Source organism: Salegentibacter echinorum, from assembly GCF_900129445.1.
Taxonomy (GTDB): Bacteria; Bacteroidota; Bacteroidia; order Flavobacteriales; family Flavobacteriaceae; genus Salegentibacter; species Salegentibacter echinorum.
In genome coordinates, this window is sequence record NZ_FQVT01000012.1 from 39,263 (window position 1) to 57,652 (window position 18,390).

Genomic DNA, 18,390 nt, shown 5'->3' on the forward strand with positions numbered 1-18,390 from the left:
AGGTTCTAAAACCAATTTTTTGAATTTTCTAAATTGAAATCTGAATAAAAATAACACATATCTAAGTGTGAGTTCTTGATGTTAGTTTGGTATTACTTAGCTTTGCGAAGCTAATGGAATTTCAACAAATAATCCTCCAGACAAGGGGTGGTATAAATTTGTCTCGCTGAGCCTGTCGCAGCGTCAAACCTAAATTATTAGTTTTTTAGCTTATTTGCAATTGAAAACTAATCGCAGGGCGATAGCCAAGGGTTTAATTTCCGGGGGCTTGTCTTGAAATAGAAAAGTTTATTTGAAAACATACCTCGCACTCCTGGGTTTGGCTTCTTGAATTTAACTCAACGGGTTAGCTATTTAATACATTTTAAATCTATAGATTATTTTGAAAAGTGAGCGTATCATATTAGGAATTGATCCCGGCACGACAATTATGGGGTTCGGACTTATAAAAGTTGAAAATAAAAAGATGCAATTTATGCAACTTAATGAACTTCAGCTTAATAAATACAAAGATCATTATGTAAAGCTGAAACTTATATTTGAGCGTACTATAGAGCTCATAGACACCTACCATCCCGATGAAATCGCAATTGAGGCTCCGTTTTTTGGTAAAAACGTGCAGTCTATGCTTAAATTGGGTAGGGCACAGGGCGTGGCGATGGCTGCTGGACTTTCACGGGAAATTCCAATCACAGAATACCTTCCGAAGAAAATCAAAATGGCCATAACCGGCAATGGAAACGCCAGTAAGGAGCAGGTAGCCAAAATGTTGCAAAGTACTTTAGGCTTGAAAACCTTGCCAAAAAACCTCGATTCTACCGATGGCCTTGCCGCGGCGGTGTGTCATTTTTATAATTCCGGCAATCCAATTAAAGGTAAATCTTACAGTGGTTGGGCTGCCTTCGTTAAACAGAATGGCCCTCCAGCCCCCAAAGGGGGAGTTAATTCAGTAAATTTACGAGGGAAAAAATCCAAAAAATAGTCCCTGACTTTTAAAAGGAACAATAGCATGAATATTGAAAAAATAACTGAAGGGCAAGTTGTTTCCCCTTCCCTTTGGGGGGGGCGGGAGGGGCTGGCATCTATTTACATCCACATCCCTTTTTGTAAGCAAGCCTGTCATTATTGTGATTTTCATTTCTCGACTTCCTTAAAGAAAAAGAGCCAATTGGTAAGTATGCTGTGCAAAGAATTGGTGTTGCGGAAAGATGAATTACCTGCGGAAGAAATTCAGTGTATTTATTTTGGGGGAGGTACTCCCAGTTTATTGGATGCGGAGGAGTTGAAACAGCTATTTGACACAATTTATACCCACTATAGGATTGCTGAAAACCCCGAAATCACGCTGGAAGCAAACCCCGATGATCTTACGCCGGGAAAAGTGGAGATGTTGGCTGCTTCAAAAATTAACCGATTAAGTATTGGAATACAGTCTTTTTTTGAAGAGGATTTAAAGTTAATGAACCGCGCCCATAACGCTAAGGAAGCATTAGAAAGTATAAACCTGGCGAAAGCGTATTTTGATAATATTTCTATAGATCTTATTTATGGAATTCCCGGGATGAGTGCAGCACGCTGGTGTGAAAATCTTGCAAAAGCTTTAAAGCTTAAAGTTCCGCATATATCGAGTTATGCACTCACGGTAGAACCCAATACTGCTTTGCATAAATTTATTGAAAAAGGAAAAATAAAACCGGTAGATGATGCAGCTGCAAAAGAACATTTTCAAATTTTAGTCAGCACCTTAACCGCAAATAGTTTTGAACATTATGAATTTTCCAACTTTGGAAAACCCGGCTATTTTTCGCAAAATAATATGGCCTATTGGTTAGGTAAGCCTTATTTGGGCATAGGTCCCGGCGCTCATTCTTTCGATAGGGAAACGAGAAAATGGAATATTTCGAATAATCCGCTTTATATTAAAGCTTTGGAAAAAGGAGAACTTCCGCAGGAGATGGAGCGTTTATCTACGGCCGATAAGTTCAATGAGTATATAATGACGCGACTTAGAACAAAATATGGGGTGGGAATTGTTGAGATAGCCAGGAAGTTTGGCGATACTTATGAAAAACATTTTCAGAAGCAGGTAATCCCTTTGCAAAAAGAAGAATTGATAAAGGAAGAAGATGGCGTTTATCACATCACGGAAAAAGGTAAGTTTTTAAGTGACGGCATCGCTGCCGATTTGTTTTACCTGGAAGCAGAGTGATATTTCCATAAATATTTCAAAATATTTTTAGATAACGTAGGTTTCATTCACAGCTGTCTCATGAATATTTTGTAGTAGAAATGAGATGGAGAATGAGAAAACAGCCTTATTCACATCTAGTTCTATTCCCCCTTTTGGGGGTTAGGTGGCTATTTTTCTTCTTTGTCTTAGCGTTTCATAAAGTATAGCACCACAGGCCACCGAAACATTTAAAGAAGCAATACTACCCAAAAGTGGAAGTTTGGCACGAACATCAACGGCTTTTAGAACCGAATTTGAAACTCCCTTAGCTTCATTTCCCATAATGATTGCTGTGGCGCGGTTAAGATCTGTTTCGTAAATGCTTTGATCAGATTTTTCGGTAGCGGCGAGCGTTTGCACCCCCGATGATTGCAAATAGTAAACAGCGTCTTTAATATGGTTTACTTTAACGATAGGGAGGTTAAAGACCCCACCAGCCGAAGTTTTTACAGTATCAGCATTTAAAGGTGCGCCGCCTTTTTCGGGAATAATGATGGCATCAACACCTGTACATTCTGCAGTTCTTATAATAGCACCAAAATTACGAACGTCATTAATTTGGTCTAAAAGTAGAAAAAGTGGTTTTTCTTTTTGTTGAAGAATAGTTTCAACAGTAGTTTCAAGTTCGCCAAAACTAATAGGAGAGATGTTAGCCACAACGCCCTGGTGATTACCGGTAGCCAGTTTGTTAAGCTTTTCTACCGGTACAAAAGAAATCCTGTAATTCTCTTGCTGAATCAACCGGTTTAATTCCTGAAATAACGGTCCTGTAAGACCTTTTTGAATATAAATTTTATCGATGCTCTTACCGCCCTGAATAGCTTCTATTACAGTTCTAATCCCAAAAATACGTGTGGTTTCTTCCATAGTGCAAAGGTAGGTTTTGTTTTTAGAAATTCAGGTTTCTAAAAATAAAAAACCACCCGGTTAGGGGTGGTTTTTAAAAAAATAATTTTAGTTATTTCTAACTTTAGAATCCATCGGAATATTCGATGTCAAAACTAACAACATCGCCATTTACTGAAGTAACATTTCCTACTTTAAACACACCATAGAAGGTTTTGGTTTCTACTTCCCCATCTTCATCTTCAATTTCCCTGGTATCTTTGAAGATAAATACATCTCCATTTTCCAGATTGGTAGCTGAGGTTATTATGCTTCCATCTTCAAAAGCAGCTTTGGTAGAAAGCACATCAGCGTTTTCAATATCGAAACTATCATCGGCTTTTACAAAACTTGCATCAGATCCATCGATTACTTCGAAACCAGTCGGCGTCATATAACGAATATCAGAATTTTCCGTCCCATTGGCAGCAATAGTTCCAGTTTGAAGGTTTAATTGATTCATTCCTGCATCTTTTGAAAGCGTTACAGAATTGGAGTTCTGGAAAGCTTTTGGCGTAATCACCAATTGAGAAGATACCGCATCCATAAGGCTACCGCTGTTAGCTGTAAACCTATAATACAGTGTATCATTCACCGCAAGGTCTAGATCTTCATAATCGGTTTCGTTTAATACTACAGATCCACCATCGGTGGAAAGATCAGCACCACTATCCATATATTCGCCATCAGAATTCTTTTTAAGTTCTAATGTCACTGCGTCAACTCCTGCTGAAAATGTGGAAACATCATATCCCAATTCTACTGAAGATAGCGAATCCATCGTAGTTTCAGAAGGATTATCTTCTAAAGAGATTGCTTTATTTACGGCTACGCTAAAATCATCGCTGGTGACATTTCCATTAGAATATGTTGTTTTTATATCTATAGGATATGATCCAGTTTCCTGGTCAACTCCGTCTTCATCAGGAAAAGTATAGTCTCCAAGAATAGATGAATTGAAGGTTGCCGTATTGTCTCCTGTTAGTGTAGCTTGCCCGATTACAGAGCCATCCTGAACAATTTCCACGGTTTCTACGCTTACGCCTTCACCTGTAAAAAGCTTAATGTTTAAATCGGAGCTTCTGTCAAAACGTGAAATAGAATTATCAACTAGAGTTGCATATCCTCCAAGGTCGTTTAGGTCATTGTCGAAACCGTCGTCATCGGTTTCGCAAGAGGCAAAGCCAAAAGCAATAATTAAGCTAAGGCTTATTGGTTTTATATATTTTTTCATTTTAATAATTTATAATTTAATCAATGATTATAATAACTATTGAGCATCCCAGAAAACCGGGGTTTGAGTATCATCACCGCCAATTGCTTCCGCTGCAGCTTTATAATTTTCCTCATTTAGGTTAGTTTCATCTACAGGATAAGTATATCGCAATGGCACATCTGATTCAAGATCTGCTGGAACATTTAATTCCGGAGCATCATACTTTCTCCATACAGACCATCCCTGGAAAGGATTATCATACATCGCTAACCAGTACTGCTTGGCAAACTGCGCCACAGAACCATCGTAAACAACGGCAGGCTGCGATAAATAAGCAGAAATTTCACCATCTGCAACTCCCCAGTATTCCATAGAAGCTGTAATAGCCGCATTGTAATGAGTTTCGGCGTCTCCACCTACGCTATACCCAAGATCGGCAGCTTTAGATTGATTGAAGCGTACTTCAGCATAATCTAAAAGAATACCCTCCCGAGTTGGTTGTTTTAAAATTTCCCCAACATGAGTATAAGAACCATAGTTATTACTAGCTCCGTATATTCCACCTTCATATCCTTCAATATTTTGATCAAAATACACCATTCTTCTAGGATCATCTAACTCATTCATATAATCTATGATAGTGTTGGATGCAAGAAAGTCTGAACGTCCACTAAGTACTAAATCCTCCCATAGTGGGTTACCATAAGGATCATTCCCCTGGTATTCTACTGTTGCATTGTCTGCATTAGAAGTAAATACTCCACCGGTCACCGCAGATTCTACGGTAGATTGAGATAGACCCGGGTTAACATCAGAAATTCGCATTCCCAATCTTAATTTTAGGGAATTCGCAAACATTTGCCATTTAGCCATATCCCCACCGTAAACCACATCGGCAGTAGTATATCCATTTCCTGCAGATAACATAGCATCAACGGCGTTTAATCTATTAATTAAATCTTCATAAATTGCCATATCATCGTCATACTTTGGTAAAGGAAATTCTTCGGCCTGTAAAGCTTCAGTGTAGGGGATGTCTCCAAACATATCTACAAGTACGTGCCAGGCATAAACCTCAATTACTTCCAATTGGCCTAACCTAGCATCTATCTCTCCCTGGCTCAAATCCTCTTCCATTACAATTGATTTAGCATCCTGAAGATCAAGTAGCACATCCCTGTAAATCTCAGACCAAACTCTATCTGGGTTTGATCGTGAAGAGAAGTTATAGTTAGGCTCATCCAAATACGTAGTCGTGGTGAAATACTGGGCTAAAAATCTATATAAACCCTGGTTTACATTAGGTGTCGCCATATTATCGGAAAGGCTTACCGTAGCTGCAGTAAACAAAAAGTCTGAAGCTACTTCCGTAGGATTCTTGGGATCCCTGTTTAGATCCTCATATTCTTCGTCGCTTTGGCAGGACCATAAGGTCGCGACTGCCATTAAAGCTATTATATATTTCTTCATAATCAATTTTATTAAAAGTTAAACTTAAGGCTTGCACCAATTTCACGTACTGCCGGATAAGCACCAGATTGGTAACCTTGAGCGTTTCCTGAACTAAGTCCTGCTTCTGGATCTGAGTAAGGAATGTTTTTGTGTATAATCCAAAGGTTTCTTCCTATCAAAGAGATAGACGCCCTTGTAAATGGAATGGCATCCAATACTTTTTCTCCAAAATCATAAGTAAGGTTAACCTCTCGTAGCTTTACAAAGGAAGCATCGTAAACGTGCCCTTCGTTAGCATCTCTTGCATAACCAAAGGGATTGTTGGAATTAGAAGCATCTGCCCTTACAGTGTTTTCTGAAGTATTGGTTACTTCATAAGTACCATCGGTATTGTATTTGATATCACCCTGTACACCATCTAAGATCACACCACCACCATTTTCTAAGGTGTTTCTAATTGGATTGCCAAGATCATTTGTACCTACACTACTTTCGTAAAGACCGGTAGCACGACCATACCAGGTGTCTAATGAGAAAACATCCCCACCTTCCTGAACGTCAATTAAGAAGCTTAGGCTAAGGTTCTTATAACTAAAGGTGTTAGAAATACCTCCGGTCCAATCTGGTTGGATATTTCCAATATCATAATTAGAATTTGGGGTTCTGGCGTATGTTCCACTTTCTGTAATTACTTTATTACCATTATCATCATATACATAAGCTGTACCTCTAATGGCGCCATAAGGTTGCCCAGGTGCTGCATTAACAGTAATTCCTCCCTGGTAACTGTTTAACTCAAGCTTATCGATACCGTCTGCAAGTTCCAGTACCTCACTTTTGTTTTTTGCCCAGTTAACGGTCATATTCCAATTAAAGTCTTCAGTTCTAATTGGGTTTAACCTTAAAGAGGCTTCAATACCTTTATTTTCTATCGTACCGGCATTTAATAATTTAACTGAATAACCAGTGGCGGTTGATACCGGTACAAGTGTGATTTGATTCTCTGTTTGAGAGTTATAGTAAGACACATCAAATCCTATCCTTTTATCCAGGATATTTGCTTCCAGTCCAACTTCATAAGACTTCATACGCTCTGGAACAAGGTTTGGATTGTTAAGATTGGAATTGTTACTTGCCCAACCTGCAGTTCCAAATGGTGCAGAAATATTATAAGTATTAAATACGCGATAAGGATCGGTATCATTACCAACCTCTGCATAATTACCTCTAAGTTTTGCGAAGTTTAACCAGCTGGCATCAAATACATTGGAGAGCAAGACACTTGCAGAAACAGAAGGATACCAAAATACATTATCATCTTTTGGAAGTGTAGAAGAACGGTCCCTTCTAATTGTTCCTTCTAAATAGTAGGTGTCTAAATACCCAAAACCGGCCCTGGCGTAAATACCATCTAACATTCTCGTATTTTCATACTCATCAGGTGGATTAATCGGGGAAGCGGAATTACTCAAAGCGTAAAAACCAGCTTTATTTAAACCGCCATTGGTTTGCGCATCAATATAATTTCTTGAATTTCTACGAAGGTTAAAACCAACGTTTCCATCTAAATTAAGATCTGGTGTAAGATCTTTATTAAAGTTAACAATAAGATCGTAGTTATATTCAGAAGATCTATTGTTGTATCTCTGATACTCAGCGATGTCTGCACTACCTACGTTAATTCTTTGTTCTTGTAATTCATCGAAGGTATCAAATGAAAAACGTCCTAGCACAGTAAATACGTCATTTATCTCGTAATTTAAGTTTACGTTACCAAAGTACCTGTTACGGGTGTCGGTTTCGTAATTCTCGTAAAGCGTCCAATATGGGTTATCTGAGTAAATAGGAGATAGGTTATCTGGACCATTTGGGTTCCAGGTGATATTTTCCCCTGTTTCAAAATAAGCATCCCTCATCTCATAAATATCTGCGTTGGTTTGGTACCATTGTCTAAATTGTTGCATAATGTTTAAAGAACTGTAACCTGTTCCATAACGTCCTTTACCATCAGTCTTGGTATAAGTAATATTAGCTTGCGCAGTTAATTTATCAGTCAAATCTTGAGAGCCACTAAACTTAAGGGTATTCCTTTTAATCCTACTGTTTGGTAAGTTTCCTTGTTGGTTAAAATTGGTTGCGCTCAACCTGAATGAACCTTTATCGTTACCACCATCTAAAGCAATAGAATTAATCGCGGTATAGCCTGTTTCCCAAATATCATTTGGGGTATGTTTGGCAGCCTCCCACGGTGTAGCTTGTTGATAAGTGTCCAATTGTGGATAAATAGAATTCCATTGGTAAATAGGTTGCCCGTCAAATCTCGCACCAAAAGAAGCATCTTCAGTAAAGGGTGTAGTTAAATCCTTGGTACCATCTCCGGTTACATCATAAAGATTGAAATATCCATCTTCTGACTGGTAGTATGGGCCATATCCAGCACCATATTGGTCCTGGTATTCAGGTAGGGTTTCGTTATCCACATTGGTAGTCATAAGTGTTGAGCTCACAGAAACACCAATTCCTTTGCTTTTGCTACCCTTCTTAGTCTCAATAATAACTGCACCATTGGCAGCTCTTGCTCCATAAAGGGCAGTTGCGGCCGCTCCTTTAAGTACGTTAATAGATTTGATATCGTTTGGGTTGATATCTGAAGCAGCGTTACCATAATCGTAACCTCCTCTACCAGCAGACTGGCCAGTCCGGTTGTTATTGGCATTGCTCACCGGGGTTCCATCTATTACGAATAAAGCCTGGTTATTTCCAGATAAAGAAGAATTACCACGAATTACCACGTTAGAAGATCCACCAAGCGTACCGGAAGAAGAAACTTTAAGCCCTGCTACCTTACCCGAAAGGGAGTTTACGAAGTTTTGGGTAGGCACATCTGATACCTCAGATCCTTCTACCTCCTGAGTGGCATAACCAAGAGATTTCTTTTCTCTTTCAATACCAAGAGCAGTCACTACTACTTCGTCTAATTGGGCAGAATCGGTTTTTAAGGTAACATCTATAATGTTGTTATTTGCTACCGTATATTCTGCAGTTTCCATTCCCACGAAAGAAAATACCAAAACATCGCCCTGTGAGGCGGCAATGGAATAATTTCCGTCAAAATCTGATTGGGTTCCTGTATTGGTTCCCTTAACCAAAACGGTTACGCCCGGAAGGGGTAACCCATCATCATCGACTACCGTACCGGTAATCGTGCGTTCTTGTGCAAAGACAATTTGCACTGCTAACACCAATAAAAGTGTTAGAATACTACTAAACTTTGTTCTCATTATAAAATTTGTTTGAATTAGCCATTGCCAAAAGTGCTAATAAATGCTTAATTAAACAAGCTTTTATTTTTAAAAATGCGCTTAGTTTTTAAGAAATGCTTAGGAAATCCCGCTATTTGCTTCGTTTTCAGTAGCTGTGAGCCAAATTTGACAATGTTAAAATTCGAAAATATATCTTACTTTTGTTGTCTAAAGCCTTGTGTTTCTGCTATAATATGAAGTTTTTTAAAGTTTTGGAGTGAAGCAATTGCCAAAAATATATTTTGAGGGTTTGTATGATGGTATTGTAATGTGGTAAAACCAAGGAAATATTTTTTAATACCAATTTAACTTTGTATAGTCATAGAGAAAACGAAGTTCCTTTTCGGCTCAGGAGGGCGTATGGGTGAAACTTCCACGTTAGGCTGAGTACTTCGATAAATTCAGCACAGGCTTGTTGAAGCCCTGGTTTTTACATCTTCTGCGATATTAAGTTTTTGAACGAGCTAAGGGTAATTCGGGCAAAAAAGAACAATAAGCTTAGGTAACTTGACTCTCCAACTCAGGGGGAGGTGCTTTGACAAACCTGTATCATATATTTAATCGATGGAGGTTACCCTGTTTAGCTGAATTATAGCTATTTAATCCCGATAGAAGTATAAATATTACCGACTCACCATTTCTTTACGCTCGTCGCTTTCTATTAGCCCGTCGCGAAGTCTAATGATTCTATGGGCATGGTCTGCGATGTCTTCTTCATGTGTTACCAAAATAACGGTGTTTCCGGCAGCGTGTATGTCATCAAATAACTTCATGATTTCTACTGAAGTTTTTGAATCCAGATTTCCGGTAGGTTCATCGGCCAGGATTATAGATGGCTTATTAACCAAAGCTCTGCCTACTGCTACCCGTTGACGCTGCCCACCAGAAAGCTGATTGGGTTTATGATCCATTCGATCTCCCAATCCCACATTGGTAAGGACTTCCCGGGCACGTTCATTACGGTCGCTTTTACTGTGGCCGGCATAGATCATGGGTAAAGCGACATTTTCTAAAGCCGTAGTTCTTGGTAACAGATTAAATGTTTGAAATACAAAACCAATTTCTTTGTTTCTAATTTCGGCAAGTTCATCATCGCTCATTTGGCTCACATCTTTACCGTTAAGAATGTAGCTCCCGGAAGTTGAAGTGTCCAGGCAGCCCAACAAATTCATAAGCGTTGACTTCCCAGAGCCCGACGGTCCCATAATAGCCACGTATTCCCCGCGATCTATATTTAGGTCTATTCCTTTTAATACTTTCACAACCTCATTGCCCAAAGGAAAATCGCGGGTGATCTGCTTAATTTCAATGACTTTACTCATAAAGAAATAATTTTGTACTTATAAGACGTGGGTTCCTGTTTTTTGTTACAACCTGATTTTAAAATGCTGTTTAGCCTGTTCTTTTCTGAAGAAGATAAGTCCGAGATAATAGGTGTCTATACTTACCGTAACCTGCAAATGGGCTTTAATTTCTTCCCAGGCAGCTTCCATTCCAGGAGACCAGTGGATATCGTCAAATACAAACACGCTGTCATTATGGGAGGTTGGTAAAAGTTTTTCAAAGTAATCTAGCGTTGCTTCTCTGGTGTGGTTTCCGTCAAAATAGATGAGGTCGTGGATGGTTTGTTGTTTGTGGTTTGGTGTTCTCGGTTGTCTGTTCTCTGTTCTCTGTTGTGGGTTGTCGGGTTTGGGGTGGCTGTTTGTTGTTTGTTGTTTGCGGTTTGTTGTTTGGTGTTGCAAGGGAAGCAGCTTTTCGAATTCCCCTATTTTAACTTTCGCATTTTTAAGTCCGAATTTTGCTAATTGTTGTTGCGCGATTTTGGCTGTTTGAGGGCATCCTTCCAAACTTATAACATTGACCCATTTGTTTGCTGCCAAAGCCGCGGTGCCGATTCCCAGGGAGGTGCCGAGCTCCAAAATATTTTGACAATTTAAGTATTTTACCAGCCTAAACAAGAACCGGGCTCTTTTCTTAGGGATTCCCACGTGTTTTGCTATCGCCGATACCGCTCTTGTATCAGAAGAAAATACTTTACTTCCCGCTCCAAAATCGGTCACTTTTATTTTTTGTTTATTCTGAAGCAATTCTTTCCTGTAAGTTTCCAAAAGCTCGTATTCCGGATGATAATTTTTATCATAAAAACATTTTGTCACCAAATCGTAAACAAATGGCGAGTGTAACCCGTGCTGGTTTTGGGATTTTAAGAGGAATTTTATGTAAGGTGGTATGCGCAAAGCGGTTCGTTGTTTATGGTTTGTTGTTTGTTGTTGAGACTGCAAACCGTTTTGTTTTGGCAAATTAAGATAGTCAAGCTTAAGGTTTTTTAAATTTCTGTCCTTTCATCTCAGTTTTTCTAAGATAGAACATAAATGCTCCTATTTTATTTTCCGTTTTAAGACACTCTGATTTCAACTCATCAAATTGAATTTCATTAATCAAAGATTTATCTAATGCACGATATAACTGCGACCGTAATTCAGCAGTAGAGCCTTTAGAGAAACTTAGAAAATTATGGAATTCTTTATTTCCGCCGCGACCAAATCCTTCCGCGATATTATCCATAATAGAACCAGAGCTTCTTTCCATTTGATCTCGTAGGGCAAAGTTCTTACCTAAAGCAGTGTTTGTGAAAAGAGTATTTATTTTTTGACAGATTATCCTAGCTAATTGCCAGGCTTCGATATCTTCGAATTTTTCAATCTTTCCCATGATTTCTTGTTTTATTTAATCTAAAAATAATAGATTTCCAAACACCAAACACCAAACACCAAACACCAAACACCAAACACCAAACACCAAACACCAAACACCAAACACCAAACAACTCACTACTCCATCTCTGCTCCCAATTCAAACCATCGTTCAGTTTTGTTTTCTATCTCATCCTCAATTTCCTGCAATTTTATAGAGTTTTCTTTAATCTCATCGGGGTTTAGTTCTTCTAAAAATTTTTGCTGAAGCTTTTCTTTTTTCTTTTCTAATTTCGCGATCTCTTTTTCTAACCTGCCAAATTCTTTTTGTTCGCTATAACTCAGTTTACCCGAAGTACTGTCTTTTTTCCAGTCTTTTTTCGTTTCAGTCTGGCTGGCCGGTTTTTTCGGTGCTTCAGCAAGGGTTTCTTCATACTCGCGATAATCGGAATAATTGCCGGGAAAATCCTGAACTTCAGCATTACCCTGAAAAACAAATAGGTGATCTACAATCTTATCCATAAAATACCTGTCGTGAGAAACTACCACCAGGCAACCGGGAAAATCTAAGAGAAAACTTTCCAGAACGTTTAGGGTTACAATATCAAGATCGTTGGTAGGCTCATCGAGAATTAAAAAGTTAGGATTCTGGATAAGAACGGTACATAAATAGAGTCGCTTTTTCTCGCCTCCACTTAGTTTTTCAACAAAATCATACTGTTTTTTACGGTCAAATAAAAAGCGTTCCAGCAGCTGTTGGGCAGAGATTTGCCGGCCTTTTTTAAGCGGAATATAATCCCCAAACTCCCTAATTACTTCTATAACTTTTTGCCCGGGTTTAATAGTAATTCCTTTTTGGGTGTAGTAACCAAACTTGATGGTTTCGCCAATCACTACCTTCCCGGCATCGGGATTAATACTGCCGGTTAGAATATTTAAAAAGGTGGACTTACCGGTGCCGTTTTTACCAATTATGCCAATGCGTTCACCGCGTTTAAAGTTATAGCTAAAGTTTTTCAGCAACTGGTTATCTTCATAAGACTTTCCGATATTGTGAAGTTCCACCACTTTACTACCCAGCCGCTCCATATTAAGCTCCAACTGCACTTCGTGATCCTGCCGGCGCTTATGGGCGCGGTCTTTAATATCTTGAAAATCATCTATTCGCGATTTAGATTTGGTGGTTCGCGCCTTTGGCTGTCGGCGCATCCAATCGAGCTCCTTTTTATAGAGTTGTTTTGCTTTTTCGGTATTGCTGGCTTCCATGGCCATACGAGCATCTTTTTTATCCAGGTAGTAGCCATAATTTCCTTTATAGGTGTAGAGTTGGCCGTGATCCAGTTCCACTATTTCATTGCAAACCCTCTCCAGGAAATACCTGTCATGAGTTACCATAAAAATTGTGAAGTTCTCTTTCTTAAAATACTCTTCCAGCCACTCTATCATATCCAGATCGAGGTGGTTGGTAGGCTCATCCATAATAATAAAGTCTGGCTTTTGTAAAAGCATTACCGCCAGGGCCAAACGTTTTTTTTGTCCGCCAGAAAGATATTTTACTTCTTTAGTAAGATCTTCTAGTTTTAGTTTAGACAGGATTTGTTTGTACTGCGTTTCGAAATCCCAGGCCTGGGCAGCTTCCATTTCCTCAAAAGCTTTTTGATAAGCATCTGTATCGTTAGGATTTTGTAAAGCTTTTTCGTAGCGGTTAATTATTGCCAGGGTTTCATTTTCTGAAGAAAAAATAGTTTCTTGAATAGTGAGATGTTGATCCAGGTTGGGTTCTTGCGGAAGAAAGGCCGTGGTAATATTTTTTCTGTAAACAACCTTTCCATCATCTGGGATATCAAATCCTGCCAGGATATTGAGAAGTGAAGTTTTGCCTGTACCATTTTTAGCAATAAAACCTACTTTTTGCCCCTCATTGATACCAAAGGAAATCTCTTTAAACAAAACCCTTTCCCCGTATGCCTTCGCAATATTCTCTACACTTAAATAATTCACAGTCCTGATTTTTTTGCAAAATAAGCGGAAATTTAGGACTTATACCATTTTAAAGTAATATTGTGGACTTGTTTTAGATACAACGTTTATAATTCAGATCATACAGATTTCCACGAGTGAAATTTCCACACCCAAAGGCTGGTAAATAGATATTCATTCTAAATTCTTTAGGTAATGTGATAATTCTTTTGTGTTTTCGTTACAAAAACTATATTTGTTAAATATTTCTAAATTTAGGGCGCAAAAAAGTTTAAGTTGTGTCTTCGTCGATTTTATTGACTTTACATCTGGAATTAAGAGCAAAATGCTGAAAAAATATCAATTCATTTTACTGCTATTGATAGGAATACTAAGTTTTTCCTCCTGTATTTCTACTAAAAAAACTACCTATCTGCAGGAGAACAACAAGACCTTAGATAGTATTATTCAAATTCAGCAATTAAAAAAACCATATCGCATTCAAACAGGAGACCTTTTGAGTATTAGGGTAAAAGCCCTGGACCAGGAATTGGTAGGCATGTTTAATCCCGTGGGGGAATTAAATAGCAGCGCAACCACCGAAGAAAGGGTATATTTTGACGGTTTTACCGTAGATGATCACGGCAATATTAGGGTGCCAACACTTGGCGCAGTAAATGTTTTAGGCTACACCGAACGGGAGGTGCGGGAGAAAATTGAAAAGCTTCTGTTGGAAAATTATTTTAAAGAGGAAGCAAACATTTTTGTGACCGTGAAACTGGCTGGAATTAGATATACTACTTTAGGGGAAATTGGCACCGGTAGCCAGGTGATTTACAAAGAAAAAGTGACCATAATGGAGGCGGTAGCCAATGCCGGGGGAATAAATGAATTTGGTGATATGGAACACGTGAAAATCATTAGACAATATCCCTATGGTGAAGAAATTCACACGATAGATCTTACTAGTATTGATGCCACCAAAAGTGAATACTATTACATTCAGCCCAATGACCTTATTTTAGTAAACGCGTTGCCGCAAAAAGCTTTAGGATTTGGTTCTACGGGACTGGAGGTTTTTAGGACCGCGGTAACCATACTTTCTTTTGTCACCACCACAATTTTATTATTTAGCAGGATTTAATGGCGCACGAAGATGATCATATTTCAGATGTAGGTTCCACTTTCGATTTTAAGGGGTTTATCCTTAAGGTTATTAGTTACTGGAAGTTGGTGGTCTTATCAATTTTGATAAGTCTCGCAGTGGCTTACTATAATAATGTGCGGAAATTACCGGAATACAGGCTGGGAAATTCCATTTCCATAAAAGATGATCAAAATCCGTTTTTCACCAGTAATACCAGTTTGACCTTTAATTGGGGCGGAACTTCAGACAAGGTGAACACAGCGATGACCATTTTAAAGTCCCGGTCGCATAATGAAGAGGTGGTAGAACAGCTTCAGTTTTACATTCAAATATTAAAGGATGGAGAATATCAGCGGGTGGACGCTTATGGAAGCACGCCCTTTAAAATAATTGCAGATACCAGCAAGCCCCAGGCGCTTAATGTAACGATGAAGATTAGTTTTATAGATTCTGCGACTTATAACCTATCGGCAGCGGTACCGGCAAATCTTCAGCTTCAGCAATACAATTCAAAAGAAAAAACTTATAAAGAGGTTGTTCCTAAGGATTTTAGCAAAAATTATAAAACGGGAACGACTGTAAACCTTCCTTTTTTTAACGGGACTATTCAGCGTGTAGAAAAACCTTTGCAGGCGGGAACTCCTTTTTACGTAAGTTTTCTCAATTTTGACTCGGCTGTTGGTCGGTACAGGAATGTTAATGTGAACCCTGAATCCCAGGGCTCTTCAGTTTTAAAACTGAATCAAAGTGGCGGCAATAAAAACCGGATTGTAGCTTATTTAAACGGCACGGTAAAAGTGCTTAGCGATAATATGCTGGCGCGGAAAAACCTTTTTGCTACCAAGACTATTCGGTTTATAGATTCCAGTTTGGCGGTGCAGTCTAAAGCCTTGAAACTGGTAGAAGCAGAGCTTAATCAGTTTAGAAATGAAAATGCCATTATGGATATTTCGGCAGAGAGTTCGCAGATGTCCAATAAGCTTTCTACTTTAGATTTAAGAAAAGAAGAGATTAGGCGGCAACTTTCTTATTACGAAACGCTGCAGACCTATTTAGAAACCCGCACCGATTATTCTAATGTGCCCGCGCCCTCGGTTGCTGGAATATCTGAAGGGAGTATTGCGAGCGGGGTTTCGCGAATTATTACTTTAGCTGAAGAAAGAAGTAATTATCAATATTCCCTGAAGGAAAACTCACCTGTTTTTGACGATATAGACCGACAAATAAATTCGGTGAAATCTATTTTGTTGGAAAATATTAAATCTTCAAAAGGTTTATTGCAGGAAGAGCAAAGGGATATTAGCCGGCAAATTTCCAGGCTGGAAACTGAAATTAGTAAGTTGCCACAGGAAGAACAGGATTTACTTAAAATTCAACGTCGCTATAGCCTCAATGAAAAATCTTATAATATGTTCCTGGAAAAAAGGAGCGAGGCAGGCCTTATTAAAGCGGCCAATGTAAGTGATGTGATGGTAATAGATTCGGCTAAAGATACCGGTGGCGGGAAAATTGGGCCAAATACCCAGTTAAATTATGTGATGGCGGTAATGGTAGGTGGTATGATTCCGCTTACTTTTGTTTTTCTATTGGTTTTTCTGAATACCAATATTCACAACGCCCAGGAAGTGACGCGTTTATCACCAATTCCGATTCTGGGAATGATAGGAAAAAGTAAAACCGATTCTAACCTTGTGGTTTACAATAATCCTAAATCTTCAGTTTCAGAAGGTTTTAGAGGGTTGCGTTCCAGTCTTCAGTTTATGTACAAAAAACAAGGAGTTTCGGGATCCAAGACGCTTTTAATCACTTCTTCAGTTTCAGGGGAAGGAAAAACCTTTTGCGCCATGAACCTGGCTACAGTCTTCGCGCTAAGTCAGCGAAAAACGGTATTGGTAGGTGTCGATTTAAGGAAGCCTAAGATTTTTGATGATTTTCAGCTAAACAATGACCTGGGCGTGGTGAATTATTTAATAGCTCAGGCCAATGCCGATGAGATTATTCAGGAGAGCAAAATTCCATATTTAGACGTGATTACGGCTGGTCCCGTGCCACCAAATCCTTCAGAATTATTGATTAATGAACAAATGGATAAGTTGATGGAGGAATTAAAAGAACGCTACGATTATATTATACTCGATACCCCACCAATAGGTATGGTGGCCGATGCTTTGAACCTGGTAAAATATGCCGATGCCAATATTTATTTAATTAGGCAGGATTACACAAAACGCGGGATGCTGGAGTCTATTAATGAAAAATACCACAAAGGTGAGATTAAAAACATCAGTTTTGTCTTAAATCACTTTGTACACCGCGCGAAATATGGTTACGGTTATGGCTATGGTTACGGTTATGGCTACGGCTACGGCTATGGCTACAACCGCTACTCAAAAGGCTACGTAGAAAAATCTAATCCTACCCGCAATTTTAAACGTTGGTGGAAAAAAGCGATGCGTAATTTTGAATAAGAGAAAATGGTCTATTAAAATGCAGGGTTGTAGTTTAATCAAGCTATTACTGCTGGAATGATCTGTCATTCCGAAGTAGGAGGAATCTGTTCTCTTTGAATAAGGATTCTTTGTTTCGTAAGGCTAAAGACGAAAGATTCTGAATGACAAACGAGGATATTATCAAGGCAGTGCTGAACTAGAGCTAAACGCATTAATCTTTTGCCAATATTACAAATAGAAAAGGTTATTCTCATTTGAAATAATCCTATAAATGGCCGTTTTGTTGTTAAAAATGACGTGATTAATTCTTCTAAAAAACAGCCTGTCTAATTTATTGTAGCTTTGCATCTGAAAGTTAAAGTAGTCTTGATGAAAAAAAATATGACACAGATGATGAGTTTGGATATCTATCTTGATTCTTTAAGCAAGAAGAATTACCAGAAGGTGAAGAAGGAATTTTTAGCATCATCTGTAAGCATAATGCCTTTAGAGAGTTGGAATGTTCATATTGAAAATTTTCACGAGCTGCAACAAGCGCAAAAACGCCAAAATAGTATTGATGCTTTTAAAGAGATTGCAAAGAAATACCAGTGGAAGAATGAGATAGATGAGCTGTTTGTAAATAAAGATTTTGAAGCGCTTATACTTACCGATAGTAAAAACGAGATACAATGGGTTAATGATGGTTTTACCGAGATGACCGGTTATAGCAAGAATTATGCGATGCACAAAAATCCAAAATTTCTCCAGGGAAAAGATACAGATCCAGCCGCTTTAAAAAGAATTAGAAAGCAATTATCACGTAATTTGCCATTTAAAGAAGTGCTGCTGAATTATAAAAAAAATTCCACTCCATATAATTGTGAAATTAGTGTGATCCCGCTTGCCACAGACAAAACTACACATTTTCTAGCCCTGGAACGTGAAATAGCCTAGAAGGTATAAGAAATACTGATTGTTAACTCTAGTGAATTTTAACAGGTTAAATCCTGAAAATAAATTTTTTGTAGGTTTCAGTGCTAATTTTAAATTTAATCATCACATCATCACATCATC

The 18,390-nt window shown here is 38.5% G+C and carries 13 protein-coding genes; 5 read left to right on the forward strand and 8 right to left on the reverse strand.

Annotated features, from left to right (window positions below; all coding sequences use genetic code 11):
- Nucleotides 1–382: 382 nt before the first annotated feature.
- Together ruvC and hemW are read left to right on the forward strand one after the other, a co-directional pair.
- The gene (gene ruvC / locus BUA71_RS13950; protein ID WP_072880830.1) at nt 383–982 is read left to right on the forward strand and encodes a crossover junction endodeoxyribonuclease RuvC; all 600 of its coding nucleotides are present in this window, start codon (nt 383–385) and stop codon (nt 980–982) included.
- 93 nt (nt 983–1,075) lie between these two features.
- Nucleotides 1,076–2,209 carry a radical SAM family heme chaperone HemW gene (hemW, locus tag BUA71_RS13955; protein WP_072880898.1) on the forward strand — a complete coding sequence of 378 codons (1,134 nt, stop codon included), beginning with the start codon at nt 1,076–1,078 and terminating at the stop codon, nt 2,207–2,209.
- Nucleotides 2,210–2,350: 141 nt separating this feature from the next.
- On the opposite strand, the gene rlmB is transcribed toward hemW, so the two are convergent.
- The 8 genes from rlmB to BUA71_RS14000 form a co-directional block, all read right to left on the reverse strand.
- Nucleotides 2,351–3,097 (reverse strand): 23S rRNA (guanosine(2251)-2'-O)-methyltransferase RlmB, encoded by a 747-nt coding sequence (rlmB, locus tag BUA71_RS13960; RefSeq protein ID WP_072880832.1) that lies wholly within the window; start codon nt 3,095–3,097, stop codon nt 2,351–2,353.
- Between the two features lie 103 nt (nt 3,098–3,200).
- The gene (locus BUA71_RS13965) at nt 3,201–4,349 is read right to left on the reverse strand and encodes a hypothetical protein (RefSeq protein WP_072880834.1); all 1,149 of its coding nucleotides are present in this window, start codon (nt 4,347–4,349) and stop codon (nt 3,201–3,203) included.
- Between the two features lie 36 nt (nt 4,350–4,385).
- Nucleotides 4,386–5,801: a SusD/RagB family nutrient-binding outer membrane lipoprotein gene (locus BUA71_RS13970; RefSeq protein ID WP_072880836.1), complete on the reverse strand. Its 1,416-nt coding sequence runs from the start codon at nt 5,799–5,801 to the stop codon at nt 4,386–4,388.
- 11 nt (nt 5,802–5,812) lie between these two features.
- On the reverse strand, nt 5,813–9,064 hold the full coding sequence (locus tag BUA71_RS13975) for a SusC/RagA family TonB-linked outer membrane protein (RefSeq protein WP_072880838.1): 3,252 nt from the start codon (nt 9,062–9,064) through the stop codon (nt 5,813–5,815).
- Nucleotides 9,065–9,708: 644 nt separating this feature from the next.
- Nucleotides 9,709–10,407: an ABC transporter ATP-binding protein gene (locus BUA71_RS13980; protein ID WP_072880840.1), complete on the reverse strand. Its 699-nt coding sequence runs from the start codon at nt 10,405–10,407 to the stop codon at nt 9,709–9,711.
- Nucleotides 10,408–10,452: 45 nt separating this feature from the next.
- Nucleotides 10,453–11,367, reverse strand: a complete 915-nt coding sequence (locus tag BUA71_RS13985) for an O-methyltransferase (RefSeq protein WP_245812598.1) — start codon at nt 11,365–11,367, stop codon at nt 10,453–10,455.
- A gap of 34 nt (nt 11,368–11,401) precedes the next feature.
- Nucleotides 11,402–11,797 carry a four helix bundle protein gene (locus tag BUA71_RS13990; protein WP_072880842.1) on the reverse strand — a complete coding sequence of 132 codons (396 nt, stop codon included), beginning with the start codon at nt 11,795–11,797 and terminating at the stop codon, nt 11,402–11,404.
- A gap of 119 nt (nt 11,798–11,916) precedes the next feature.
- The gene (locus tag BUA71_RS14000) at nt 11,917–13,779 is read right to left on the reverse strand and encodes an ABC-F family ATP-binding cassette domain-containing protein (protein ID WP_072880844.1); all 1,863 of its coding nucleotides are present in this window, start codon (nt 13,777–13,779) and stop codon (nt 11,917–11,919) included.
- 304 nt (nt 13,780–14,083) lie between these two features.
- Here BUA71_RS14000 and BUA71_RS14005 point away from each other — a divergent pair, with 304 nt between their 5' ends.
- The 3 genes from BUA71_RS14005 to BUA71_RS14015 all read left to right on the forward strand — a co-directional run bounded on the left by BUA71_RS14005 (nt 14,084) and on the right by BUA71_RS14015 (nt 18,270).
- Complete coding sequence (locus tag BUA71_RS14005; RefSeq protein WP_072880902.1) at nt 14,084–14,881, forward strand: polysaccharide biosynthesis/export family protein; 798 nt, start codon at nt 14,084–14,086, stop codon at nt 14,879–14,881.
- Entirely contained in the window at nt 14,881–17,352 is a 2,472-nt protein-coding gene (locus BUA71_RS14010) for a polysaccharide biosynthesis tyrosine autokinase (protein WP_072880846.1), read from the forward strand. Before BUA71_RS14005 ends, BUA71_RS14010 begins: the two co-directional genes overlap by 1 nt.
- A 351-nt stretch (nt 17,353–17,703) precedes the next feature.
- The gene (locus BUA71_RS14015; protein ID WP_072880848.1) at nt 17,704–18,270 is read left to right on the forward strand and encodes a PAS domain-containing protein; all 567 of its coding nucleotides are present in this window, start codon (nt 17,704–17,706) and stop codon (nt 18,268–18,270) included.
- Nucleotides 18,271–18,390 lie beyond the last annotated feature (120 nt).

What these genes read in the sequence shown, in the direction of transcription:
- rlmB (WP_072880832.1), bottom strand. Translation starts at nt 3,097, where the DNA reads ATGGAAGAAACCACACGTATTTTTGGGATTAGAACTGTAATAGAAGCT.
- BUA71_RS13965 (WP_072880834.1), bottom strand. Translation starts at nt 4,349, where the DNA reads ATGAAAAAATATATAAAACCAATAAGCCTTAGCTTAATTATTGCTTTT.
- BUA71_RS13970 (WP_072880836.1), bottom strand. Translation starts at nt 5,801, where the DNA reads ATGAAGAAATATATAATAGCTTTAATGGCAGTCGCGACCTTATGGTCC.
- BUA71_RS13975 (WP_072880838.1), bottom strand. Translation starts at nt 9,064, where the DNA reads ATGAGAACAAAGTTTAGTAGTATTCTAACACTTTTATTGGTGTTAGCA.
- BUA71_RS13980 (WP_072880840.1), bottom strand. Translation starts at nt 10,407, where the DNA reads ATGAGTAAAGTCATTGAAATTAAGCAGATCACCCGCGATTTTCCTTTG.
- BUA71_RS13990 (WP_072880842.1), bottom strand. Translation starts at nt 11,797, where the DNA reads ATGGGAAAGATTGAAAAATTCGAAGATATCGAAGCCTGGCAATTAGCT.
- BUA71_RS14005 (WP_072880902.1), top strand. Translation starts at nt 14,084, where the DNA reads ATGCTGAAAAAATATCAATTCATTTTACTGCTATTGATAGGAATACTA.
- BUA71_RS14010 (WP_072880846.1), top strand. Translation starts at nt 14,881, where the DNA reads ATGGCGCACGAAGATGATCATATTTCAGATGTAGGTTCCACTTTCGAT.
- BUA71_RS14015 (WP_072880848.1), top strand. Translation starts at nt 17,704, where the DNA reads ATGAAAAAAAATATGACACAGATGATGAGTTTGGATATCTATCTTGAT.